Origin of the sequence: Undibacterium sp. TJN25 (assembly GCF_049339885.1) — a bacterium.
Classification (GTDB): Bacteria; Pseudomonadota; Gammaproteobacteria; order Burkholderiales; family Burkholderiaceae_D; genus Undibacterium.
Genome location: NZ_JBMPPM010000002.1, coordinates 163,382 through 188,223, shown reverse-complemented (window position 1 = coordinate 188,223; position 24,842 = coordinate 163,382). Strand labels below are relative to the sequence as shown.

Sequence of the window (24,842 nt, the reverse complement as noted above, 5' to 3'; positions counted from 1 at the left end):
TCGCCATGCTCAACAATCGCATTTTCACCCATTGCCGATCTCGCCAATGCTCGCCAACACTGACACAAAAAGGATAGACCCATGATGGAAACCAAGACGGCCACCCGCCTGCCTGGACTGGATACGCTACGCGCCGCTGCGATTATTCTTGTGCTGGCATATCACTACATGGTGGTAGTCAGCGGGACAAGCACCTTTGGATTTGTGACCGATATTGGATGGGCAGGGGTTGACCTGTTCTTTGTGCTGAGCGGGTATCTGATTGGGAACCAGATACTGTCGCCGATTGCGCTGGGTCAGAAATTTTCCCTGAAGACCTTCTACATGAAACGCTTGCTTCGGACCTTACCGAACTACTACTTCATCCTGGCAATCTACTTTATCTTCCCCTCCGATCTGGCCGGCCAGGAAACTGCGCCACTATGGCGCTTCTTGACGTTTACGCAGAATCTGGGGCTTCGCCCGGGCCACACCTTCACTCACTCATGGTCGCTTTGCATTGAAGAGCAATTCTATCTTGTCCTGCCAGCCATGGCCTTACTGATCGCTCGTTTTAAAACTTTCAGGAAACTGGGGTGGATAATAATCGGCGCCGCGATTGCCGCCGGCATGGCAACCAGGGGCCTGGCTTGGCTTGATCATGGAAAAGCCGCAATTAATGGATCTGACTACTATGAATACATCTATTATTCGAGCTTTGCCCGTTTCGACGAATTACTGCCCGGCGTGGCAATCGCCATGATGAAAAATTTCCACCCCGCCGCTTATTCAAAGCTGGGGCAAAAAGGAAATCTTCTATTTTTCATCGGCTTGTCATCGGCCGGTGCAATTTTATATTTATTCAAGATGTTCCTGGAAGTGCCGGGCTACGGACTGGGGTTTTACATGCCCATCTTCGGTTATCCGCTGCTGGCAATAAGCTTTGCCATCCTGACCCTTTCTGCTCTGAGCACAACGTCCCTATTGCACCGCACGCGTTTACCGGGCGCATCGCGTATCGCCCTATGGTCATATTCGATTTACCTGGCGCATAAGCCCATATTTAAATTGGTAATGCCCACTTTAGAAAAAATGCATATCGATACCAGTTCAATACCGGGAATCGCCATCATACTGCTCGCAGGCATTGCCGGAGGATGGCTGCTCTTCTGGCTGGTTGAAAGGCCATTCTTGCTACTGCGGGCAAAGATGTATCCGGCTATCGCTTTGAGCGGCCCGACAAAGGCGATTCCCGTTTGGGCTGACGCACAAAGCGAAAAGCATGCTGCCCAATAAGACAGGAGGAGTGCACTCATCATGGTACGGCGCCAGTTGCTGGACAAGTTAAAATACTGCCCATACAATCACCCGGCTTCGTCCATAAAATTTCACTTCCTTTTACACTGAAAAAAAATGCTTATAGGCTTCATACAAAAATTGCGCCGCGGCGCCACGGCACGCGCATGCATCGTCGCGCTGACATCCGGCTTGCTGTTTGTTGCCGCTGACAGCATTGCCCAGCAAAGGGAAGCGGCCACCCCACTGTCGATAGGCGAGACATTTACAATACGCTCGCAGGTTCTTGGTGAAACGCGGCGCATCAACGTGTATATGCCTGCGGTTTATACGGCAAGGGACAAACTACGCCTGCCAGTCTTGTATATGCCCGACGGAGGGCTGGCCGAAGATTTCCTGCACATAGCAGGACTGTTGCAGGTATCGGTTGATAACATGACGATGCGCCCGTTTATCCTGGTCGGCATCGAGAACACACAACGCCGGCGCGACATGACCGGGCCAACCGAAGTCGCACAGGACAAAGCGATCGCCCCGGTTGTCGGCGGCTCGGCGGCATTTCGCCGCTTCATTCGAACCGAGCTAATGCCGCAGGTGAGGGACCGCTATCGCACCACCCAGGAGAATGCCATCGTCGGCGAATCGCTGGCCGGCTTGTTCGTCGTCGAAACACTCCTGCTGGAACCCGATCTGTTCGATACCGGCATTGCGATCGACCCCAGTCTGTGGTGGAACGACAGCAAGTTGATCAAGGATACCGAGCCCCTGCTGACAGGCAAGGCACTTGGCAACAAGACGCTTTACCTTGTCGCCAGCGGCGAGAGCGGCGAGGCCGAGATGATGCAGAAGTTTTCCAGTGCGCTGACCAAGGCCAACAACGCCGGCATGCATTGGCACGTGGAGTCCATGCCGGAAGAAAATCATGGCACTGTCTATCAACCGGCGGCGCTGAAGGCATTTCGTACTGTGTTCAAGCCGGCTAGTTAGTGTATCGGGTGAGCACTTTCGCTCCATTGCGGACATCCAGATATTTAGCAGGAATACTTACGAAACAGATCAGCTTGATTTTGTAGCGCCATGCTCCACTGTCTTAAAGTCATCAATGAGGTCTTGAAGATCGGACCACGCCTCGTCTTTATAGAACTTGATTGTGATTGGGTATCGTGGATCTTTTGCCGTGTAACTATTGAATTTCTGAAGAAATCTTTCGCGATCCGAGACGTAGTATACAAATTCTCTTACGCCAGCGCCAATCCGACGATAGCCTTCAAGGCAAAACGCCGGATGCTCAATTTTTTCAAGAGCCGCTTCGAGCATCAGCATATGGTCATTTTCGTCAGCGCTAGGCATGCCCTCATTGCCTGATCCGTCGTATTCCCATCGTACTATGGTCAACCATGGCATAGTGCTCCGCTCGTCCTGTGCTGGCATCTCTGGAGCATAAGTCCATAGAATCCGAAGGCCGTCTTTCCATGTCTGGACGATGCGTCCTAATGTCTCCGAGCGTACGGTCATAAGTTATAAACAGTTCTTGCTGGGGCAGATTTGAATGACTGCTACTGGCTGTGAATTCAACCGGCCGACGGTACTCCGTTATGCGGCCTCTTAAATTGGCATGAATCCTTGGGGACGGGCCACGGGCTCATTTCATTCAATTGGCATATGGAGCTTTTGATAAGGTCAACGAGTGCGCCTCGACCCAAAAATTTTCCTGCCATCATTTCCTCGAAGTTTAAGGCGAGCCTCGCCAGGCCTTTCACTTTTGAAAATCAACTAGTCTTCAATCGGTGCCAGGCCATTACGCATTTTTTCCTTGAGGCCATCCAGCATCTGCTGAAGCACTTCCGGCGGGTGCCCTGCCCAATCATCCAGCTTACCGACGATTTTCAGGGGCTGACGTGTGCGGTAGGATTGTGTAGGGTTGCCGGGAAAGCGCTTGTTGGTCAGGTTTGGATCGTCCTCAAAACTGCCTGTGGGCTCTACGATATAGATATGTCCACGGCCCTCTGCTGCGGCGAGTGCGATAGCCAGCTCCGCACCCCAGACAGCCGGCTCCAGGAGGGAGCTGAAATACACGTTATTTGAGACTCGGCCCTCTTCGTAATTCGACGCGAAACCAGGGACCAGCAGGTCGCCTATGACCAGATCGTATCTGGTCCCGTGGTAGAAAGGCCCCTTTACGTTGCCGCAGCTCTCATGGGTGACTGGTGTCCAATCTAGATTGCTCATGCGCGCATATCCTTAGAGTTTCATATTTGGTTAACGCCGACATTAATGAGAAAGTCTGCTTTTGGCCGACTTTTGCCAGTTAGCTTGGTTCACTTCCTGCAACGACTCTAAACTTCATATTCAGTCGAATTGCCATCCCGTCGAAGGTATGCACCAAGAGATAGGAAAATAACAGTAAGCAGGAGCAACGCTGGAGTCACAAGTTTAGCTTGTCCCTCCGGGAGTAATTTTACCCATGAGTGGAAATCTATAAACAATATTGATGCTAGAAACAGGGTTCCAGTCGATAACGTGCAGGCCAAAATCGACAGGAAAATTATTTGCCGGAGTTTCATTCAGTTGTCCTTGGAAATTCTAGTCTATTGTAATTTGTTATCTCTGAATCGCCACCAGTTTGGCAGGCACTTCCGACCGTCCACTTCTGGCCAATTGCAGTTCTTTTCCCATCAAGATGACAGAATAGCATGATTTTTTATGTGTGCAGGATGTAGAATCTTTGACGTGACAATTCTTATATCCGCTATGCGATGTCTGGTTATTGCAGTGCCGGCACTTCGTCAACGTACCCGTTAAGTAACGGTGCGTTTGCCCAGGGCTTCGACCTTCATGGGCAGCAACACACGCACGGCGAATGGTAAATAAAGGAGACTAATGATGAACAAGAATACACTCTGTCTGTGGTACGACGATGGCGCCGAGGAGGCCGCACATTTTTACGCACAGACTTTTCCCGACAGCGCGGTCGGCGCGGTTCACCGCGCACCTTCCGATTTTCCCGGAGGCAAAGCGGGCACCGTTCTCACGGTCGAATTCACGGTGTGCGGCGTGCCGTGCATGGGGCTCAATGGCGGAACCGCTTTCAAGCATAGTGAGGCGTTCTCTTTTCAGATAGCCACCGATGATCAGGCGGAGACCGACCGCTACTGGAACGCGATCGTCAGCAATGGCGGTGTGGAAAGCGAATGCGGCTGGTGCAAGGACAAATGGGGCTTGTCCTGGCAAATTACGCCCCGCGTCCTGACCACGGCGATGGCACAAGGCGGGGATGTCGCCCAGCGTGCATTCAAGGCCATGATGCAAATGCAGAAGATTGATGTCGCCAAGATCGAGGCAGCGGTACGCGGATAAGACTAATTTCCGCAACCCGCTTGCACCACCGTACCGCCGTTATTTTCTGAATGGCAGTTCAGGCCTGAAAGAAAGCCGGCTCTGCCATGTCACCCCTGCCGGAAGCGGGCTGCCTGGCCGCTGGCGCGGAATTCTTCTACGATGTAGTCCACAAATACCCTCACCTTGGCCGGCACCAGTTTACGGCTGGTGTAGTAAATCGACAGCGGCAGCGCGTCGGCATACCACTCGGGCAGCACGCGCACCAGCTCGCCGCGTTCCAGCAGTGGTAAGGCATGCGGCAACGGCAGCATGGCAATCCCCATGCCGCTGGCAGCCGCACGCGCGATGGCCTCAGGGTCGTCCAGCACCATGATGGGGCGCACGCTGGCCACCACTTCTTCACCAGAGACATTTTTCAAGGTCCAGGGCACCAGCCGCCCGGAACTGAGCGAGCGGCGCAGCAAGCCGCGATGCCGCGCCAGTTCCAGCGGATGCGCCGGTGCCGGATGCGTTTTCAGATACGCCGGCGATGCCACCAGCACGATACGCAGGCGGGCCAGCTCACGCGCGATCAACGCATCGGTCAGCTCTATGCCGCCGCCTATGGCAACGTCGAAGCCCTCGGCGATCAGGTCCACCTGGCGGTTATCGAAATGCAGATCGGGCACCACGTCCGGATAGCGGCGTACGAACTCGTCCATCATGGGCACAAAATACTCACGGCCTATCGTATAGGCCAGTGAAACCTTCAGCGTGCCGGCCGGTTTGCCTGCTCCCTGGCGCAGATCGGCCAGGGCATCGCCAATCTCGCCCCATGGAAGCCGCACCTGGCCGTACAGGCGCTCGCCATCCGTAGTCAGTGACAGGCTGCGGGTACTGCGCTGGAACAGGCGCACACCCAGCCGCGCCTCCAGTTGCCCCACACTCTTGCTGACGGCTGCCGGCGTAAGGCCCATGCGGCGAGCAGCCGCAGAGAAGCTGCCTTCATCGGCTGCGGCAATAAATGCATCGAGATAGCTACTCAGTTCGGTCAACATGGCCATATTTTAAACCATTGGTTGAAACTGAACGTTCAACTTTACGACTACCGCGATCAGGTTGCGATGACCATACTGTGCTCACCAACCCAACCTGAAAGGAAAACATCATGAGCACCCAATTGAACGGTAAAGTCGCTTTCATCAACGGCGGTTCGCGCGGCATCGGCGCCGCCACTGCGCGCCGCCTGGCCCGCGAAGGCGCAACCGTCGCTATCGGCTACTTTGCATCGGCAATCGCTGCTGAAGCGCTGGCGGAAGAAATCAAGGCCAGCGGCGGCCAGGCCATTGCCATCAAGGCAGACGCCTCTGATCCCGCCGACCTGACCAAGGCCATCGACAGCGTCGCCAAGCGTTTTGGCCGCCTGGACATTTTGGTCAACAGCGCCGGCGTGCTGATCGTTGGCCCGCTGGATCAATATTCGCTGGAAGACTTTGACCGCACCATCGCCGTCAACGTGCGCGCTGTATTCGTCGCTTCGCAGGCAGCGGCCAAGCATATGCAAGATGGCGGGCGCATTATCAACATCGGCAGCACCAACGGCCAGCGCATGCCGTTCGCAGGCGGCGCGGTTTACGCGATGAGCAAATCGGCCCTGATCGGCCTGGTAAAAGGCATGGCGCGCGACCTCGGCCCACGCGGCATCACCGTCAACAACGTGGCGCCAGGCCCTGTCGATACCGACATGAATCCGGAAAAAGCCGAGTTCGGCGCCAGCCTGCATGACCTGATGGCTCTACGCCGCCACGCCAAAGCAGATGAAATCGCCGCCATGGTGGCTTACCTGGCGGGCCCGGAAGCAGCCTTCGTCACCGGCGCCGACCTGCTGATCGATGGCGGCTTCGCAGCCTGAGGCCAGCTCCATCCGGCTGCTTCGACGTAAGTTTTGTCAGTGCAGCCGAGTGCGCGGACGTCAGACAATTTGGCGTCCGCCCCCTCGCGGCAGATAATTTTCCCCATGCAGACCAGAACGTACTATCTGCCACATTCTCGCAGTGGCGCTGCTTGATACATCGAAAAAGTTGAATCACGGCTGACCGCCGCTCGTCCACACCCCACCTGCTCCGAACCTATCCTCCCTTCGCCTGCGCCAATACTAAAAGTGATATGTCCTGAAAAACAATCCCCTGAAGCGCTTGCGAAAGATCACCACCGTGCCGGCCAGCAGCACCATGATCAGGTTGAAGCTGAGAATTTTGGTGCCGCCCAGGTCTACAAACGGCGCTGCGTTTGACTGCATGGTGGCGGCGTTCAGGCCGCGGTCGTAGGTGGCGCCTATGACCTGCTCCGCATCGTTGATGGCGTTCGTCAGGTACAGGCCTTTGCCGCTGGGGTGCAGCAGCATTTTGTTGTCGCGCCAGACGAAGGACAGGTGTCTTTCGCCGATCTCCACGCTGCCGACGACATGGCCGGCATTGTTGATGGCCGTAGCGAAGCTGTCGCCGGCGCCGATAACCAGGCCCAGGTCTTTCATTTGCGTGCCGTCATAAACGAAGGCATGCCAGCTGCGGTCTTTCATTTCGGATGTGCCGACGACGACGCCCTTGTCATTGATCGCGGTGGCGGAACTGTAGCGGCCGCCGAGCGTGCCGAGGTCCACCATGCCGCGCGCGGCATCGTACAGAAAAGCGTGGCGGGAGCCGTCTTCCGTGGTCGCCGTGCCGACTACCTGTTCCCTATTGTTGATGCCGCTGGCGTAGCTGATCTTGCCGCCTAGTGTGCCCAGGTCCTTCAGCGGTTCGCCGGGCTGGTGCAGGAAGGCATGCCAGTCGCCATTGGCAGTGTCGGCAAAACCCACGGCGGAGCCCGCGTTGTTCAGCGCCGCGCCGTGGCTGTTGGCGCCGCCCAGGGTACCCAGTTCCTGCATGCCTGTGGCACGGCTGTAGAGGAAAGCTGTCCAGGTGCCGTCTTTTTTGTTGGATGAGCCGATCAGCTCGCCCTTGTCGTTGATGCGTTTTGCTTCGCTTTCCGTTTCGCCCAGCGTCTCCAGCTTGATCAGTTCGCCTTTTTCAAAAAACGCGGCATGCCAGCCGCCCTTCTGGTCCTCGATCATCGCAGCAACCTGCCCGGATGCATTCATGTCGGAGGCCAGCGATCCGCCTTGCAGCGGCGACGAAATGCCAAGGGAATGGGTCGTTGCGGCGGCCTCGCCGCCTGCCAGGACTGACAGGGCCAGCAGGAACAAACAGCTACGGAGTGCACAGCGCATACAAGGTCCTTTCAGGTGAGATTTCGCGTACCAAAGAGTTGCTTTTAAATATACATCATTATTGACCAAAATCTGTATCAATTACTCATGGACAAATTGATAAGTACGGCCTCTTGATAGTATAAAAAAACAAACATTTCATTCGAAAATGGTATATTTTTAATAACTGAAAATAAAATCATATTTGGCTCATGAGCCCTGATTTGGTTGACCCGGGACATGGGTGCAGTCTTTTTGAATGCCGTTCCAATCTCAATTCAAAGGAGCATCGCAATGCTGGCAGAAGAAAAACCACGGAAGAAAAAGAAAGTAAGAACGGTGGACATCTGGGTCGTCGAATGCACCAAGCACACTTGTGACCCAGGTATTTTTTACTACAAAGGAAAGTTACCGGAAAGATGCCCCTTTGATCACCTTCTCGATCAAAATACAGCGAAACCGAAGAGGCTCAATTACGAGGATTCGGAGGCGCTGGATATTGAAAAAGGTGGCTGTGTCTCGCCCCGCCCCACTTGGAACAAGGGCCGCCAACTGGAAATCCGCAAGCGTTCAACGTCGGTCGGCGGAACAATCTACTGCCAGATTTGCAAAGAAAAAATTGAAGTGAACGTAGAAGGAAAAGAAGAGTGGGAAAGCCGCAGCGGCAATCTACATGAAACTGTGCCGCATACCGATCACTATAGTTCACCTAATCGCGGCGGCGGGGATTGGATACAAAGAAAACGAGAATTGGAAAAGTCGAAAGGTTTTTTTGAAAAATCGCTGGGAGAGCAGAAGTATCTGAAAAAAGAAGCCTTCAATGCCAGTCCATTGCGCGTCGCCCACATGATGTGCAATTGCTCGCGGGAGAAAAATAACAAATGAAAATTTAGCACATCAAAATAGAACGATCACTTGATAGGAACGCATGATGCCAAGTTTATGGGATGAGGTACCCGGCCTGGTTGGAGAAAACACGCTTGGGGTCATTATGTTTAACGGCAAGCTGAGGGATCAGCGCAGTGAAACAAATGCCAAGGGCGCCGTCTGGATCAACGCCGCCCGGCGTGAAAACGGCACCGGCTACGACCTGAGCATGGCAGATGGCAATCCGGAGAATTCTACGCACATCAAGCAGGTCTACTGGCTACCGTGGAAAAATCTGAGTGTAGAAAGTGTGCTGGTCCGCGAGCTCAACCTCACCCCTTGTCAATTTTTCCTCACCAGCACCTTCTCGGGATGCAGGTTCGTTGTGACGGACACCTACGTCGCACATATCGCCAATGAACAGCCCCCTTCCATGGGTGAGGCCAGAAACAGGCAAATCGACAGGGACAATGCCGAAAGTTCGCTTCAAATGCCTGTTAACGACGATGACGCTCCAAGCGTTCGGCGCAAACTGTCCATTTCGCCGTTTCCGCTACCCCCGCCAGTAAAGAAAGAATCAAAATCGAGCGGCAGCGATAGCGAAGATGAAGCCCCCGTGAATACCGGGCGGGGAAGAGACCTCATCTTTGGGTGGGACGTTATCGCCAGCTACCAGCGCGGCGCCAAGCTTGGAGCGGGGATGGCCATGGTAATCGGCTACAAAGAGGGCAACGAATGGACTTACAAATGGCTCAAAATGGAGGGAGAAAATTCGGCAAGCGGGCAATGGGCAACGCTGTAAATATGGGTTGGCGAAAAATAAAGGGGCGAAACAGGTTCCCGGCATTTTCATAAAGAGCCGCATACCAAGCACGGGTGCAGGGATTGCATTGCCAGTGGCCGCGCAAGCGAAAAAGTAACAAATCTGTATCAAAGACACTCAATTCGCAGAATTTGTTAGACTAGTCATATTCCAACTGCGAAATAAATACATGCGCATTCGCTCCAGGCTCCTGATACTTGTCCTTGCCGTCCTGGTTCCCGCCATCATCACTGCGGCAGCAAGTATCGCCTATGTTTACCTGGAAGCACAGCAAGCCAACAAGCAGAATATGCGCGAAGTGACGCGCGCAATGGCGCTGGTGGTGGATAAGGAAATCGCGCGGCGCGAAGCCATCCTGCGTACGCTGTCCATTTCGCAGAGCCTGGAAGAAGGCGACCTGCCCAGCTTTTACCGTCAGGCCCATAGGATTTCCGATACCACGGATAGCGCCATCATCCTGCATGACCCCAGCGGCAAGGTGCTGCTCAATACCCGGCTACCGTTCAATACCGTGGAGCAGCCGCTGGTGCCCATCGTGCGCGAACTGCGCGAACGCTATGGCCCTGAGGCCACCATCGTATCCAACCTGTATTTTGCACCCATCAGCAAACGCAACAGCTTTTCCATCCAGATACCGGTACTCCGCAACGGCAATATCGCCTATTACCTGGACATGGGCATTTATGCCAACATCCTGCAGTCGGTATTTGACGAGCAGCGACTGCCGTCCAACTGGATAGGCACCATCGTTGACCGTACCGGCGTCGTGGTTGCCCGCAGCAAGCAGGCGCAGGACTATGTCGGCCGCCGCGCCAACGGCCCCATCATGGACAAGATACGGCAATACAATGACGGCTTCAACGACGGAACCGCCCTGAGCGGAGAGGCAGTGTCCGCGTTTTTTAGCAAGGCGCCCAATTCGGACTGGACCTTTGTCGTCAGCGTACCGCGCAAGGATTTGCAGCAGGCGGCAATTGCCACGACCAAGATGATGGGGCTGCTGTCGCTGTTCCTGCTAGGGTGTGCGATCTGGGCGGCGCTATGGGTGGCGGCAGGCACCAGCAGGTCGGCGCAAGTGCTGCGGCTGGCGGCGGAAGGCCTGGGCCGCGGCGAAACGGTGGAACCGCACGCCTTCGATATCGAAGAAATGGATGCGGTGCATGCCGCGCTGCGCAAGGCCTCGGCCGACCTGCATGATGCAAAGCGGGAGCTGGAGCGCCGCGTGGAACTGGCCGTGGCCGACGCACAGCATGCGCAACGGGCGCTGCTGCAAGGGCAAAAGCTGGAGTCGCTGGGCCGCCTCACCGGCGGCATTGCGCACGACTTCAACAATGTGCTGCAAACGCTGACCACCGGCCTGCAGGTCGCCGCGATGACCAGCAAGGATGAAAAAACCGCCGCGCTGATCGCTACCTGCCAGCGCGCCGTCAAGCAGGGAACGCAGCTGGCGTCGCAACTGATGGCCTTTGGCCGCACGCAGGAAGCCCGGCTGGAAACCGTGGACATGACGCGCCAGATCAACAGCGCGCTGCCCTTGCTGAAAGGCGCGCTGCCCAGCAATATGGAACTGAAGCTGGAGGTGGAGCAGGACGTGTGGCCGGTGCGGCTGGACCCGCTGCAGTTTGAACTGGCGCTACTGAATTTGATCATGAATTCCCGCGACGCGATGCCCCAGGGCGGCGTCATACAGCTGTCCATCCATAACGACATCCTGACGCAGCCGGCAGACCCGCTGCAAGCCGGCGACTATGTGTGCGTGAAGCTGAGCGATGCCGGCGCCGGCATGAGCGATGAAATTTCCAGCAAGGCACTGGACCCGTTTTTTACAACCAAGATGATGGGCAAGGGGTCAGGCATGGGCTTGCCACAGGCCTACGGCTTTGCCCGGCAGAGCGGCGGCACGCTGACGCTCAGCAGCAAGGCAGGCGAAGGCACCCTGGTCAGCATCTATCTGCCGCGCTCGGACAGCGATGTGCCCGCCCCCAAGCCGGTGAAAGAAGAAGTCGGCGCGTCCATGCCGGCTGCCACGCTGCTGCTGGTGGAAGACGATACGCTGATCCGCGAAACCGTGCGGCCCGCACTGGAGCTGGCCGGCCTCAGCGTGACGGTGGCCCGGGACGGTGACGAGGCCTTGCGCATCCTTGAATCGGGCACTACCTTCGACCTGATCCTGTCAGACATCGTCATGCCCGGCGCTACCGACGGCATCGCATTGGCCAAGGCGATTACTGCACGTTTCCGCGCTACCCGCATCGTGCTGGCAACCGGTTATACCGAACAGGCAGTCGGCATACCGGGTGTGCGGGTGCTGGCAAAACCTTACCACCTGGTTGACCTGATCAACGTGCTCAAGCACGAATTGCAGCGCCCTTCCCGGCTACACTGAAAGCCGGCTCGCGGCGGAATTGCCGCGGATGATGTCCATCAGCCGGTCTATGTCCACCGGCTTGACCAGGTGGTAATCAAACCCCGCCCCCAGTGCGCGTTGCTGGTCGGCCAGTTGTCCATAACCGGTCAGCGCAATCAGCAGCGTGCCGCGCAAGGCCGGATGGCTGCGGATACGGGCCGCCACCTGGTAGCCGTCGATGTCGGGCAGTCCGATATCGATAATGGCAATGCCGGGCTTGTGCTCCAGTGCGCGCAGTACGCCCTCTTCGCCGGTGTCCGCTTCTATCACCTGGTGGCCGTGCATGTCCAGCAAGGCAGCCATCATCTCACGCGCATCGCGGTTGTCTTCCACCAGCAGGATGCTGAGCGGCGCCGCGCCGGCGGTTTCTGCCGTTACCGGCACCACCGCCTGACGCGCTTCTTCCGACAGCAAAGGCAGGCGCACCAGCACTGTCGTGCCCCGGTCGGCGCCGGCGCTCATCAGGCTGACCTCGCCGCCATGCAGCTGCACCAGCTGCCGCACCAGATGCAGGCCTATGCCAAGGCCGCCCAGCGCCTTGTCGGACTGCGCCACACCCTGTACAAAAGCGTCGAATACGCGCGGCAGCAGTTCGCTGGAAATGCCGATGCCGTTATCGTGGATCATCAGCACGGCCGTGTGGGATGCAGCCTCCGCCTTCAGCTTGATGTCGATCTTGCCGCCGGCCGGTGTGAACTTCAGCGCATTGCCGATCAGGTTGCTGATGATTTGTTCCAGCCTTGTGGCATCAGCGTCCACCCACGCAGATTCCACCGCGACCGACACGGTGTAGGCACTGGTGCGGCCGGTGGTGTGCAGGGCATCCACGCAGGCCTTGACGACGCGGGCCAGGTCCAGCGGCTTTTTGTTCAGCGAGATCTTGCCCATGCTCATGCGGCTGAGGTCGAGCAGATCATCCACAATATGGCTCAGGTGCTTGCTCTGGCGCTCAATGATTTCCTGCGCCCGCAGCAGGTGCTGGGGATTGACCCCGCCCGCCGGCTGCATCTGCATCAGCCGGATGGCGCCGCTGATAGCGCTCAGCGGGTTGCGCAGCTCATGCCCCAGCAGGGCCAGGAACTGGTCCTTGGCGGTATTCTGCTGCTCCGCCAGCTGGCGCGCATGCTGCTCGTTGCCCAGCAGTGCTTCACGCTCCGCCTCGGCCCGCTGGCGCGACTGCAGCTCCTGGCGCAGCAAAATGCCGGCATTGTTCAGCGCGGCATGCAGCTTGTCTATTTCCTCGATGTCGGTAATGCTTTCTGCCGGCACCTCTGCCCGGCCGATTGCCGCAGCGGAAGCCGCGGCTCCCGCAATGGCGCGCACCAGGCTGCGGCTGACCAGTGCCGCAGTAACGGCCGCCATCAGGACAGCGGCCAGCAAACCCAGTGCCGCCAGCTTGACAGCGCGCCGCGCCGACAGCTCTATCTGGTCGGCCGGCGCGGCGATTGCCACCGTCCAGCCGGCCAGCGCCGAGTGCACAAACACATCATAGGAATCCACGCCCTCCAGCGTCAGGTGCCGGATCTGCCCTTGCTGCGCATCGCGCGCCGCCCTGATGAGCTCAGGCCGCGCCGGCTTGCCTATCAATTGGTCCGCCCCGCGGCTGCGACTGATGAAATTGCCGTCGCGGTCGATGATCGCCAGGGTCCAGCTGGATGGGATATTGCCGTGCGATAGCACCCGCACGAAATAGTCGGCGGCAAAGGTCTCGGTCAGCAGATATTTCATGTCGCCGGGCAGCTGCACCGGCACGTTGACCGTGGTGACCAGCCTGCCTGTCAGCGGGCTTTTCAGCAGGTTCGAGACATAGGTACGGTTGCCCGCCACGCCTTCCAGTACGCTTTTTAGTTCCATCTTGCTGGCCTGGACGCGCAGCAGGTCTGCCGAACTCGGCAGGGTATTTCCAAAAGGCAGCAGGGTGTTGATCAGCTGCTCGCCATTGTAGTTGAACAGCAGCGTCCACGACCCGGGGCCGCGGTCGGCAGACTTGGCCTGTTCGTAAAAACCGCGCAGATCCTTGCTGGCCAGCGCCCGCGACGTGGCCAGCACCCGCAGCGCCGCATCCGCATTGCCGAGTTCGCTATCGACAATCAGCGCCATCGCGCGCGCGGCTTCGCGCAGGTTTTTCAGCGCGGCATTGCGCTCGGCTTCCAGCAGCAGGTTCAGCGCCACGGCAGAAAATACGACAACAGGAAGCAGCGTGGCCGCGGCGATAAACATCAACTGGGTGCGTATCTTCATCTTTGCTCCGGTGGGAGCCACGATTGTAGTATGCAAACCAGGCACACTCAGCCATCCCATACAATTTTTTGGAAATGCACAACATTGGTGAAAATAATGCGGTTGTAATGTAGCAATTGATAAGGTTTAATGTAGAGCGCCTCTCGCTCGTATCAATGAGATGATACTGAGATGAGTTTCAGAGCGTTCAAATAAAATAAAATCTGGAGACATTATGAAAGCTACCATGGCCGCAGCCACCGTTCTTGCCGCCCTCGCCTCGGGCAGCGCCAGTCTGGCGCAAACCGCCCCTGCCCTGCCCGACCCGGCAGCCACCGATTCTAAAGCCCTGGGCTGGATGCAGGGTTTTCCGCCGCCGCCGGACAAGGTGGTCACTTTCGGCAACGGCAGCTTCTACAGCTTCCCGCGCACCCGCTGGTCGTTCTCGCACATGCGCGAAATGGTGCCCACCGTGAATGTCTGGCGCGGCAGCAGCGCGCCGTCCGTGCTGCCGGTGGAACTGAAAAACCTGGACCAGCTCAGCTTCACCGACGACAAGGGCGCCAAGGCCACCTGGGCAGACATGCTGGCCCGCACCTATACCGACAGCATTATCGTGCTGCACAAAGGCAAGGTCATCTATGAAAAATACAGCGGCAGTGCAGAGCCGCAGTTGCCGCATAGTGCGTTTTCCGTCACCAAATCCTTCATCGGCACGCTGGCCGGCATACTGGCCGCGGAAGGCACGCTTGATCCTGCAGCCCTGGTCACCAAATACGTTCCCGAATTGAAGGACAGCGCCTATGGCGACGCCACCGTGCGCCAGGTCATGGACATGACGATAGGTGTGCAATATTCGGAAGACTATGCCAATCCGAAGGCGGAAGTGTTCGACTACGCCCGCTCCGGCAGCATGCTGCCCGTGCCGCCCGGCTATGCAGGACCGAAGAATTTCTACGAATTCCTGGTCAGGCTCAAAAAAGAAGGCAGCCACGGCGAAGCCTTCGCCTATAAAACGTCCAATGCCGAAGTGCTGACCTGGATCATCAAGCGCGCCAGCGGCAAATCGGCCTCTGCGCTGATGTCTGAAAAAATCTGGCAAAAGCTGGGCGCGGAAAATGACGCTTACTTCAGCGTCGATTCCATCGGTTCGGAATCCGGTGGCGGCGGCCTGAGCCTGCCGCTGCGGGATATGGCGCGCTTCGGCGAGATGATGCGTCTGGGAGGCAAATTCAACGGCCAGCAGATCGTGCCAACCTCCGTCATCGAAGACATCCGCAAAGGCGGCGACCCGGCCAAATTTGCCAAGGCCGGCTACCCGAACGTGGCCGGCTACGGCAGCGGCTACTCCTACCGCAGCATGTGGTGGGTATCGAATAACAGGAACGGCGTGTTCGATGCCCGCGGCATCCACGGCCAGCGCGTGTATATCGACCCCAAGGCAGAACTGGTGATTGCCAAGTTTTCTTCCCACCCCATCGCCGGCAATATCGCCAACATCCCGCTGACGGACGCCGCCTTCGGCGCACTGGCGGATTCACTCAGCAAGTAGGCTGGCAAGCCTGTTTCCGCAGGCTGCCTTGCCAGCGGCAACATCAGCGTGCCGCTGCCTTCATCAACGATGAACGGCGGCGGCAATAGAATGCAAGCTTCCCATCCATCCTCCCTGCTACCTTACAAATAAGCGCGACACCTCGCTATATGAGCGTAAGACCTTAATTCACAAATTATGAATGGTTAATGAATATATTCCACATTGTTGATCGAATATATAAATCATATCCTGTGTTCACCGGCTGGCTATCGCCGATAGCCGCCTTCAACAGGAGATCATCATGACACAAGCATCCATCTCATCCGGCCGCAGCCTGCTGCGCGGCATCCAGGCCGCTGCTGCCGTCGCCGTTGCTGCAATCAGCATCGGCCTGTCTGCCGGCGCGCAAGCGCAAACCCAGGAAATCACCCCTACCGCACCCGGCTTCAGCGCCCATGACGTCAAGGTCAACGGCGTGCAACTGCATTACCAGATCAGCGGCAAGGGCAGCCCGGTCGTACTGCTGCACGGCTACACCGACACCGGTTATATGTGGACGCCGGTCATGCCCGACCTGGCGAAAAACCATACCGTCATCGTGCCTGACCTGCGCGGCGCCGGCATGTCTGAAAAACCGGCCGGCGGCTACGACAAGAAAACCATGGCGCAGGATATCCATGCGCTGGTGCAGTCGCTGGGCTACCAGCATGCCACGGTGGTCGGCCATGATATCGGCCTGATGGTGGCTTATGCGTATGCGGCGCAATATCCGCAGGAGACAGACCGCCTGGTGCTGATGGACGCCTTCCTGCCAGGCATAGGCAACTGGCAAGACATGTGGCTGCTGCGCGACCTGTGGCACTTCCATTTCTACGGCGACGTGCCGCTGGCACTGGTGGCAGGCCGCGAACGCATCTACTTCGAACACTTCTGGAATGATTTTGCTGCCGACCGCAACCATTCCGTACCGGAAGCCAACCGCCGCATCTACACCGCAGCTTATGCGCAGCCGGGCGGCATGCGTGCCGGGTTTGAATACTTCCATAATTTTGAAAAAGATGCACAAGACTTCCAGCAGCTGGGACAGACAAAACTGACGATGCCCGTGCTGGTCATCTCCGGCGAGAAATCCGGCGGCACCTTCCTGATCAACCAGGTCAAACTGGTGGCCGACAATGTAGATGGCCAAGTCATTACCGGCTCCGGCCACTGGCTGATCGAAGAAGCGCCTGGAAAAGTGATTCCGCTGCTGACAAACTTCGTGAACCAGGCTCCGGGTAAATAAGGAAACCAAGAAAAATAAGCCGCTTGTCATCGGGCGACTTAAAGCAGCAGGGCTTCCCCGAGGAAGCCCTGCCGCTTCGCCACATCAGCAATATCAGCAACATCAACCAGAAAATAACAAAAGAGCAATAATTGAATTGCCGCGAGACAAATATTCCCCTATCATTCAAGCTGTCACCGATTAAACACAGACCGCCCGCCGGTTTGCCGCGCCGAAAAGAAACCGATGCCTGCGCAAGCCGGCATGTTTTGCGCTTATAATTTTTGCATTCGCGCTGTAGTGCCCAGGATTCCATTGAAGTCGCGGCTGGCCGCATGCAGGATAGATGTACACCATGAAAAACCCAGATGTAGACCAAGCGGTAGAAGACAGCCTGCGCATACTGCAGGGTCTGAACAAGGAAGAGCAGGAACTGAGCTCTGCCCCTCCTTCGCCGCTGCCTTTTTTTTCGGCCAAGCTGCCGCGCACCAATGTGCGCGCGCACAAGCGCTATCTGGTCAAATGGCGCATGGCGATCGTGTATGAAGGCGGCAACGGCAAGAAGACCTTCCACGGCCGCGTCAACGACATTTCCCTCGGCGGGCTCAGCATCCACTGCGACCACAATGTTTTTTATGAAGGCAAGGTCATCCTGCTGCTGGCACTGCCGCCCTTGAACGCCGGCACCCGCGAGAAAATCCTGGAAATCAGCTGTCGCATGAACTACACCATCCTGTCGCAGCAGCTGTTCCGCATCGGCCTGGAGTTTTTGGAATTCCGCAAAGGCGACAAGAAACTGCTGGAAGAAAGACTGGAAATCAGCAATGCCGGCGGCATGGCTTATATGGATGTTTGAAGCAGCGTCCTGATCCGCTCCCGACCTGATTACCGCTGCTTCAATCCTTCAGCAGATCCCGCAATTCTTCCGCCGTCAGCACCTTCGCACCAGCCGGACGCTCGTGCAAGCGCGTCAGCAGCCCGACAATTTCTTCCGGCGTGCGCGATTTGCTGAAATACCAGCCCTGCACGCAGTTGGCGCCGCGCCGCGACAGCCATTGCAGATCCTCTACGTCCTCCAGACCCTCGCACAGCAGGTCTGCATCGAACAATTCCGCAATGCCCTGTATCAGGTGGAACAGGCCGGCGATGCGCGCACTGCCGGCCACGCCGTGTACAAACTGCCGGTCCACCTTGAGACGATCGAAAGGGAAGCTGTTGATCGCATCCAGGTTGGAATAGCCCGTGCCGAAATCATCCACCGCGATCCGGACACCGAGTTCCCGGAACTCATCCACGCGCGCCGATAGCAAGTCCTGGGTTTCCAGCAGCTGGCTTTCGGTAATCTCCAGTTCCAGCATGTGGCCTGGAATGCGGTACTTGTCCATCGCTGTGCGCAGGTCAGCCGCCATGCTGGGATGCAGCAACGATGCCCGCGACATGTTCAGCGATACCGGGACGATGTCCAGCCCCGAGTCCATCCACTGTCGCATGTCCTTGCATACCTGCATCAGCACCAGGCAATCCAGCGGGTAGATTTTATTCGTGCTCTCGGCCAAGGGGATGAAAGTATCCGGCAAGATCAAACCTTTTACCGGATGCTGCCAGCGCACCAGCGCTTCCATGCCGATCAGCTCGCCGCTGCGGTAGTTGACCTGGGGCTGGTAGTGCACGACCAGCGCCCCATGCCGGTTTTCGCGGTTTAGCGCGCTTTGCAGTTCCATGATCAGGTGCGAGCGTTCCAGCAGCTCCAGGCCGTATTCCTTGATCGTCGTTCGCAGCAGGTTGCTGCTGATGGAGGATGCGGCAGTATCCGCCGCATCCAGCAAAGCGGCCGGCGCGCCGGCGAACGGCGTATCCAGGTGCTCGATACCGACCCGCGCATGCAGTACGCGGCTGCCGACATTGTTCAGCTGTATGGGAGCGCTGACGATGGTTTTCAGTTTTTCCAGCTGTTCCATCAAGGCAGCGCGCTCGCCGAACAGCGCAAACGCAAACTTGTCGCCCCCCAGGTGCGCCACCAGATTCTTGGGACCGGCCCACGAGCTGAAGCGCTCACCCATCAGCCGCAGCAAACAGTTGCCGGTCTCGCGGCCGAACACATCATTGAACTGGCGGAAACCCATCAGGTCGGCAAATCCCACCACCACATGCTGGCCGCTGTCCGCGGTGAGCCCCAACTGCAGATGGTGCAGGAAGGTGGCGCGGTTGGACATGCCTGTCACATCGTTGCAGTAACGCAATTCCAGGATGCTGACAACCTGCCTGGCCAGCGCCTGCAGCGTAGTGCGCTGCTCTGCATCGAGTATCCCCGGCTTTTCGCTCATCACCCACAGCGTTCCCAGCAGGTAGCCGCGGGCACCGCTCAGCAAGGCGGCCGCATAGTGGCGGTAGCCGGGCACCAGCCTGACCAGCGGGTTATTGCAAAATCGGAGGTCGCTGCGGGCGTCTTCCACTTCAAACCAGTCGGTATTGGCATCCACCGCCTGCGTGCAAAAAGAGCCGGCGCGCGGCACATGGGCCGCATCCACGCCGACGCGCGACGGCAGCCATATCTGGGATTGGTAGACGATGCTGATGCCGCCGATCTGCGAGCCGGTATATTTGACGGCGAGCTGGGTCAGGAAATCGAGGTTGGGGTCGGACTTGTCCGTCGTCACTGCATAACGCGACAATTCCGTCAGGCGACGGTCTTCCGCGTCCTGTATTTTCTGGCGTTGCTGTTGCTGTTGCTGCTGCTGTTGCCGCAGCTCATGCTCCAGCACTGCGTCAGAGTCGGTGTGCATGCGGAACCCCTTTCAGCTTGACTGCCGATTGGCAAAGTCTGCGATGAATCAGCCCGAATGAAAGGAATAGTCCATTGATGCAGCCATTGCCATGCGGCTACAGGAAGAAGCGTTATTCGTCCGGGATTAAATCCATTGTACTGCGTCCGCAGGAGTTGGTTTTTTACAACGGGATTGATTCCATCAGGAAATGGCAAATCGTTGCGATATCCAAAGTCCATCATGCGGACGAGTTCTGTGGTTTTAATTGCAGTATGGCAGACAAGCCCGTATAAATTTGCAAACGAATGTTTCGGTGCGCACGAAGCAGGCGATTCGCCCATAAAAAATGCCGGCATGCAGCCGGCATTGAAGTACGTACAGGTGAGTTAGAAATTAAGCGGCGCGTAGTGCTGCATCCAGTCCAGCAGCGCAGCCGCGGGAATCGGCCGGCTGAAATAATAACCCTGCGCGATATCGCAGCCGTTAATGCGCAAGAACTCCAGCTGTTCCTTGGTTTCCACGCCTTCGGCGACAATTTTCATGCCCAGTTCGTGGCCTATTTCTATCGTCTTGCGCACCACCACCCTGGCGCTGTTCAACTGGTGCATGTCGTGCACAAATGACTTGTCTATCTTCAGCTCCGTCGCCGGCACATGGCGCAATTGCTGCATCATGGCATAACCGGTGCCGAAGTCATCTATCGACAAATGCACGCGCTTCATGCGCAGCCGCGTCAGGATATCCAGCGCGCTGGCCAGCTCCTTGATCAGGCCGCTCTCGGTAATTTCCAGCACCACGTTTTCCGGCGCCACGCCGTACTGGCGGGCCAGCGCCACGAAGGTGTCCGGCAGGCGCAGGTCATGCAGCGATTGCGGCGATACATTTAACGACAGCTTCAGCAGCGCGCCTTCCTTGTTGACAAACTGGCGGATCTCGCTCAGCGCCAGGCGCGCGACATACCAGCCCAGCTCATCGATGACACCCAGCACTTCGGCCTGCGGAATGAAATCGTCCGGGTAGACAAGGCCGCGTTCGGGATGCTGCCAGCGCACCAGCGCCTCCACGCCCATGACCTGGCCATTGGCGATATTCAGCTGCGGCTGGTAATGCAGGATGAATTCTTCGCGCACCATGGCACGCAGCAACTCATCCTTGGTAACGGCCTTGCTGGCCTGCCGCGCCACCTGCGGCACCAGATTGAGCAACGCATAGCCTTTCAGCAGCTTCTGCAATTCCGCCAGCCTGAAAGGTTTCTGCAAATGCCCGGCCACCGACAGGCCCAGCGTCTGCGCCAGTTCCTCCGCGGTTTCCAGCACCCGCTTGTCGTAGCCGCTCATCAGGATCAGCGTGGTCCTGCATTTCTGCTGGCCCAGCAGCCGCAACAGTTCGATGCCGTCCATGTCCGGCATCATCAGGTCCATCATGATCAGCGTGATGTTGTCATCCAGCGCCTTGAGAAAATCCTCGGCATTGGTGGTAGCAGTAAACTCGAAGCCTAAGGACTGCGCTACGATGCCGGCAAACTCTCCCACCTCTTTTTCATCGTCGATGATCAGCAGATGGGGCGATTTTTTGGGTTCGTCAGTTTTAGTGAGTGTCATAGGATGGTCGTTAAGGTCGAACGATCGGCATACGAAACCTCTTTTGCTCTTCACGCGCCATGATGCAGCTCCGGCACGCTGAAAGACAATTCCCCTTTTGATTACCTCAGCCGCGAGGCAATCCAGCATCTATACGATTTTTATAGTTTGAATGTTTTTCCCATTGCACTACCCCCTACTCGATACAGGACATCCTGTCCTGGCGCAACTGGTAGTTCTGACAGTCAGGCCCCGGCAGCCCTTGTCAAACGGGACGTGATCATTCTATAACGTTGTGAATTTCGTTTTCTGAAGTGCGCCGACAAATTTTAGCGGCAGGAGGAAATTTGCCACATCAACAGCGCAGTGGTTGGTGCAAAGAGAGGTGCAAAGAAGAGGCGCACCGAGCGTTCCGGCGCTTGACCCAACTCAGGTATCCGTGCCGACCAGGTCCCAGTCGTCTTCATCGTCATAGCCGATGATCCAGTTCACCGCGTGATGCCACTCCTGCACCACGGCGGCATCCAGGCTGCCCGGCACTGTCTTGCCGATCAGGTTCGCGTGGCGCACCGCCCAATGCAGGCGGTACAACAGGTCAACCCAGCCGAGGATTTCACGTTTGGGACGCAGGCGGACTGCCTGCTGCAGCCGTGCGAGCGGGTCCTGTGCGTCCATTTGCTGCGGCAGTAGCGCCAGCAGCGCCTTCAGACTGGAAGGGCCGCCCGGCAGGTCGATCTTCTTGACAAGACCTGCACACCAGCCCAGAAAGAACATGCTTTCGCGGCACTGGGCGAAGACCGCGCACTGCCGCATACCCTCATCACCTTCCGGAGCAGCGCCGAACAGGAAAGCATGCTCGCGCGCCGACAGCCAACCGGCGATATCGCGCTGCACAATGTAATTGCGAAAGCGTTCAAGGCCGGTGCTGTCCGATGCCAGAATCGCTTCGGCGGCGCCGGATACGCACCATAGCGCGACGATACGCAGCAGCACGTCGTCGCTGGAGCGCAACTTGACTTCCTCATCGCTTTCAGTCAAGGGCAGTTGCAGGTTGATACGGATACCGCGCTTATGCAACAGCGTTTCTGAATTGGTTTTACGGTTTTCTGGAGTCATTACTTTTTTGTCGGTGCGGATATATGTCAGATTATACAGGCGCGACCTTCAGCGCCTTGGCAGGAATGGCTGCCGCTATTCGCCGCTATTCTATCGTCACCGGCAGGTCTCGCCCTGCCACAGCCTGGTTGCCGGCAAAGTCGGCGGCAAAAATCCGCAGGATGTAGTCGCCCGGCGGCAGCGCAGCCGTTTTCCAGCTGCCCGCTTTCGCCATGCCGTCGCGCACGGTGTTGGTCACCACATACAGAAAGCGCGTGGCGGCATTGCCGTATACGGTAATGCCGCTACTGTCTGCATACGCGATCTTGACGGCCTCGCGGTCCTGCGGCAAGCGGTTGAACACCATATTGACCAAGGGCTGCTCAAAACCCGGCAGCGGCGAGCCGTCTGCATGCAACACCTGGTAGCCCAGCTGGTACAGGCCCAGCCGCCGGCGCGCCAGGTTATCGTCCATCTGGTCGTAGGCATCCACGACGATGCCTGCGCCCCCTGCATCCCTGGGCACAACAATGCGGCCGTTGCGTTTGGCGCTGTAACGCTGCCCTGCAGCATCCACCACCCGTATGCTGTCGATATGCGGCGCCACGCTGTCGGCAAAGTCGATGAAATGCAGCGCCAGCGCATTTTCCGCCATGCCGTAGGGGCTATAGTCCAGGTGTACGTGGAACATGCGGTTGACTGTGCCCAGCATATCGCCGGTCTTGAAGCGCGTGCCGCGCTTGACGCGCACCCGTGCCGGACGGCCCTTATCGTCATCCAGCACCTGAAAGCGCGCCGTATCGATATACTTGTTCCTGGGCGTGCGCCCCACGCGCATGTGAATATAGCTCAGCGTATCCAGCGCAAGGCCCTCGCTGAGGCTGCCGAAGCCCCAGTTCGGCAGCGGGCTGCTGACTTTTTCGTCGGCCACGGCCAGCACCGGCTCCCCCATATCCGCTTGTACGTCCACGCCGGCATGGAAATGGTCGCGGCTTTCACCGTCGTAATTGCCGCGCACCTCGCCCACCGTGCCGACTATTTCATGCCATGCATGCTGCGGCTTCACCGGCCATAAAAAGCCCGTCTTGCCCGCGTGCAGCGCCACGGGCGATGCGGGTGGCATGGCGGCCCGGTCTGCGGCCTGGGCAGCCAGCTCCGGTGCCGTCAATTGCGCCGCTTCGTGCGGGCTGAGCTTGCGCACGATGCGCCGGGCGGAATCCGACACATACAGGCTGCCGTCGCTGTCAAACGCAATGCCGGACGGGTCGCGCAGCCGTACGCTGGTGTCCGTGGAATAGGCGGCATCCGCGCCCAGGTCCGGCAGCGCTGCGGTTTCACCAGCCGGCGACACCTGGATGATGCGGCCGCGCGAAGCATCTGCCACGTACAGGAAGCCGTCATGCGTCAACGCCAGCGCCTGCGGCCGTCTCAGCAACTCTGTACGTTCGTCCGTTGCGGCGCGCGCCAGCGTTGTCACCTGACCATCGCTGCCCAGCATGCGGATGGCGTTATTCTTGGTATCCGCAATATAAATCCGGCCCTTGCTGTCTACCGCGACCGCGCAGGGCGTATCAAACAAGGCGGCCATTGCCGGACCGTCCTGGTAGCCCGGTGCATCCCCGCCGGCCAGCGTCTTGACCTGGCCATCGGCGGTAATCAGGCGCAGGCGGTCGTTATAGGTATCGGCCACATAGACATTGCCCTTGCCGTCCACCGCCACGCCTATCGGCCCATTGAACTGCGCCTGTGCAGCGGGGCCATCGCGGTAGCCTGCCTTGCCGTCGCCGGCCAGCGTCGTCACCATGCCCTGCGCACTGATCTTGCGTATCGCATTGTTGCCGGTATCCGCCACATACAGGTTGCCTGCGCCGTCTATCGCCAGGCCGGAGGGCGTATTGAAAGAGGCCGCGGCGCCCTGCCCGTTCGCCATGCCTTCCGCCGATCCCGCCAACGTAGTGACAGTGCCGTCCGGCGTAATCTTGCGAATACGGTTGTTATCGCCGGCATCGGCCACATACAGGTTGCCGACCAGGTCCACCGCCAGCCCAAAAGGATCAGCAAAACGCGCGTTGCGGGCCGCACCATCGGCATAACCTATGCCGCCGTCACCGGCGAAGGTAGTGACCAGCGCAGGCCAACCGAGCACGGTTGCCCTGGGGCCGGATTTTTTGACAGCCTTGGCAAGCTTGCCGATCAGCCCGCGCGCGCCGGTTTGGGATTCTTGACTGGAGTTGGAATAATAGGCAAATAAGCCGCCGCCGATCGCAGCGGTAGCGGCCAGCGCAAGCAGCGCTACCCGGATAAAGCGTTGAGACACGTTTTCAACCTGTAATGCATATAGACGAACGCGCATCTTAAACGACTTTATGCGTTTGCGCGAACCTCTGGCCCCGGCATCCCACCGTTCATCCCACCATTCACCCCACCATCGTTAGCCTGGATGCAGC

Annotated in this window: 19 protein-coding genes; 10 read left to right on the top strand and 9 right to left on the bottom strand. The window is 57.8% G+C overall.

Features of this window, described 5'->3' with window-relative positions; genetic code table 11:
- Positions 1–81: 81 nt before the first annotated feature.
- Both ACO0LO_RS04420 and ACO0LO_RS04415 read left to right on the top strand, forming a co-directional pair.
- Complete coding sequence (locus tag ACO0LO_RS04420) at positions 82–1,275, top strand: acyltransferase family protein (protein ID WP_422962986.1); 1,194 nt, start codon at positions 82–84, stop codon at positions 1,273–1,275.
- Between the two features lie 117 nt (positions 1,276–1,392).
- Entirely contained in the window at positions 1,393–2,262 is an 870-nt protein-coding gene (locus ACO0LO_RS04415; protein ID WP_422962985.1) for an alpha/beta hydrolase, read from the top strand.
- A gap of 69 nt (positions 2,263–2,331) precedes the next feature.
- Here the strand turns inward: ACO0LO_RS04415 and ACO0LO_RS04410 are convergent, their stop codons facing one another.
- Together ACO0LO_RS04410 and arr are read right to left on the bottom strand one after the other, a co-directional pair.
- On the bottom strand, positions 2,332–2,706 hold the full coding sequence (locus ACO0LO_RS04410) for a DUF695 domain-containing protein (RefSeq protein WP_422963478.1): 375 nt from the start codon (positions 2,704–2,706) through the stop codon (positions 2,332–2,334).
- A 342-nt stretch (positions 2,707–3,048) separates the two neighbouring features.
- The gene (gene arr, locus ACO0LO_RS04405; protein ID WP_422962984.1) at positions 3,049–3,504 is read right to left on the bottom strand and encodes an NAD(+)--rifampin ADP-ribosyltransferase; all 456 of its coding nucleotides are present in this window, start codon (positions 3,502–3,504) and stop codon (positions 3,049–3,051) included.
- A gap of 651 nt (positions 3,505–4,155) precedes the next feature.
- On the opposite strand from arr, the gene ACO0LO_RS04400 reads away from it, so the two are divergent.
- Positions 4,156–4,632 (top strand): VOC family protein, encoded by a 477-nt coding sequence (locus ACO0LO_RS04400; protein ID WP_422962983.1) that lies wholly within the window; start codon positions 4,156–4,158, stop codon positions 4,630–4,632.
- A gap of 89 nt (positions 4,633–4,721) precedes the next feature.
- Here the strand turns inward: ACO0LO_RS04400 and ACO0LO_RS04395 are convergent, their stop codons facing one another.
- Positions 4,722–5,651 carry a LysR family transcriptional regulator gene (locus ACO0LO_RS04395; protein WP_422963477.1) on the bottom strand — a complete coding sequence of 310 codons (930 nt, stop codon included), beginning with the start codon at positions 5,649–5,651 and terminating at the stop codon, positions 4,722–4,724.
- A gap of 110 nt (positions 5,652–5,761) precedes the next feature.
- Between ACO0LO_RS04395 and ACO0LO_RS04390 the strand changes: the two genes are divergently transcribed.
- The gene (locus tag ACO0LO_RS04390; RefSeq protein ID WP_422962982.1) at positions 5,762–6,505 is read left to right on the top strand and encodes an SDR family oxidoreductase; all 744 of its coding nucleotides are present in this window, start codon (positions 5,762–5,764) and stop codon (positions 6,503–6,505) included.
- Between the two features lie 243 nt (positions 6,506–6,748).
- On the opposite strand, the gene ACO0LO_RS04385 is transcribed toward ACO0LO_RS04390, so the two are convergent.
- On the bottom strand, positions 6,749–7,861 hold the full coding sequence (locus ACO0LO_RS04385) for an HAF repeat-containing protein (RefSeq protein ID WP_422962981.1): 1,113 nt from the start codon (positions 7,859–7,861) through the stop codon (positions 6,749–6,751).
- 273 nt (positions 7,862–8,134) lie between these two features.
- On the opposite strand from ACO0LO_RS04385, the gene ACO0LO_RS04380 reads away from it, so the two are divergent.
- The 3 genes from ACO0LO_RS04380 (at position 8,135) to ACO0LO_RS04370 (ending at position 11,916) form a co-directional block, all read left to right on the top strand.
- A complete protein-coding gene (locus ACO0LO_RS04380; RefSeq protein ID WP_422962980.1) occupies positions 8,135–8,725 on the top strand; it encodes a hypothetical protein in 591 nt (196 codons plus the stop codon).
- Positions 8,726–8,768: 43 nt separating this feature from the next.
- On the top strand, positions 8,769–9,509 hold the full coding sequence (locus ACO0LO_RS04375; protein ID WP_422962979.1) for a hypothetical protein: 741 nt from the start codon (positions 8,769–8,771) through the stop codon (positions 9,507–9,509).
- Positions 9,510–9,699: 190 nt separating this feature from the next.
- Complete coding sequence (locus tag ACO0LO_RS04370) at positions 9,700–11,916, top strand: response regulator (protein ID WP_422962978.1); 2,217 nt, start codon at positions 9,700–9,702, stop codon at positions 11,914–11,916.
- On the opposite strand, the gene ACO0LO_RS04365 is transcribed toward ACO0LO_RS04370, so the two are convergent.
- Positions 11,908–14,178: an ATP-binding protein gene (locus tag ACO0LO_RS04365; protein ID WP_422962977.1), complete on the bottom strand. Its 2,271-nt coding sequence runs from the start codon at positions 14,176–14,178 to the stop codon at positions 11,908–11,910. The genes ACO0LO_RS04370 and ACO0LO_RS04365 overlap by 9 nt on opposite strands.
- Before the next feature lie 214 nt (positions 14,179–14,392).
- On the opposite strand from ACO0LO_RS04365, the gene ACO0LO_RS04360 reads away from it, so the two are divergent.
- From ACO0LO_RS04360 to ACO0LO_RS04350, 3 genes are all read left to right on the top strand, one after another.
- Entirely contained in the window at positions 14,393–15,709 is a 1,317-nt protein-coding gene (locus tag ACO0LO_RS04360) for a serine hydrolase domain-containing protein (RefSeq protein WP_422962976.1), read from the top strand.
- 283 nt (positions 15,710–15,992) lie between these two features.
- A complete protein-coding gene (locus tag ACO0LO_RS04355; protein ID WP_422962975.1) occupies positions 15,993–16,976 on the top strand; it encodes an alpha/beta fold hydrolase in 984 nt (327 codons plus the stop codon).
- Positions 16,977–17,310: 334 nt separating this feature from the next.
- Complete coding sequence (locus ACO0LO_RS04350) at positions 17,311–17,811, top strand: PilZ domain-containing protein (RefSeq protein ID WP_422962974.1); 501 nt, start codon at positions 17,311–17,313, stop codon at positions 17,809–17,811.
- Positions 17,812–17,851: 40 nt separating this feature from the next.
- Here ACO0LO_RS04350 and ACO0LO_RS04345 read toward each other — a convergent pair whose 3' ends face one another.
- The 4 genes from ACO0LO_RS04345 to ACO0LO_RS04330 form a co-directional block, all read right to left on the bottom strand.
- Positions 17,852–19,738, bottom strand: coding sequence for a bifunctional diguanylate cyclase/phosphodiesterase (locus tag ACO0LO_RS04345; RefSeq protein ID WP_422962973.1), 1,887 nt, complete (start codon positions 19,736–19,738; stop codon positions 17,852–17,854).
- Positions 19,739–20,106: 368 nt separating this feature from the next.
- Positions 20,107–21,321 (bottom strand): EAL domain-containing response regulator, encoded by a 1,215-nt coding sequence (locus ACO0LO_RS04340; protein ID WP_422962972.1) that lies wholly within the window; start codon positions 21,319–21,321, stop codon positions 20,107–20,109.
- A 408-nt stretch (positions 21,322–21,729) separates the two neighbouring features.
- Positions 21,730–22,416 carry a DUF4272 domain-containing protein gene (locus ACO0LO_RS04335; RefSeq protein ID WP_422962971.1) on the bottom strand — a complete coding sequence of 229 codons (687 nt, stop codon included), beginning with the start codon at positions 22,414–22,416 and terminating at the stop codon, positions 21,730–21,732.
- 85 nt (positions 22,417–22,501) lie between these two features.
- Positions 22,502–24,712 (bottom strand): gluconolaconase, encoded by a 2,211-nt coding sequence (locus tag ACO0LO_RS04330; RefSeq protein WP_422962970.1) that lies wholly within the window; start codon positions 24,710–24,712, stop codon positions 22,502–22,504.
- Positions 24,713–24,842: the final 130 nt, after the last annotated feature.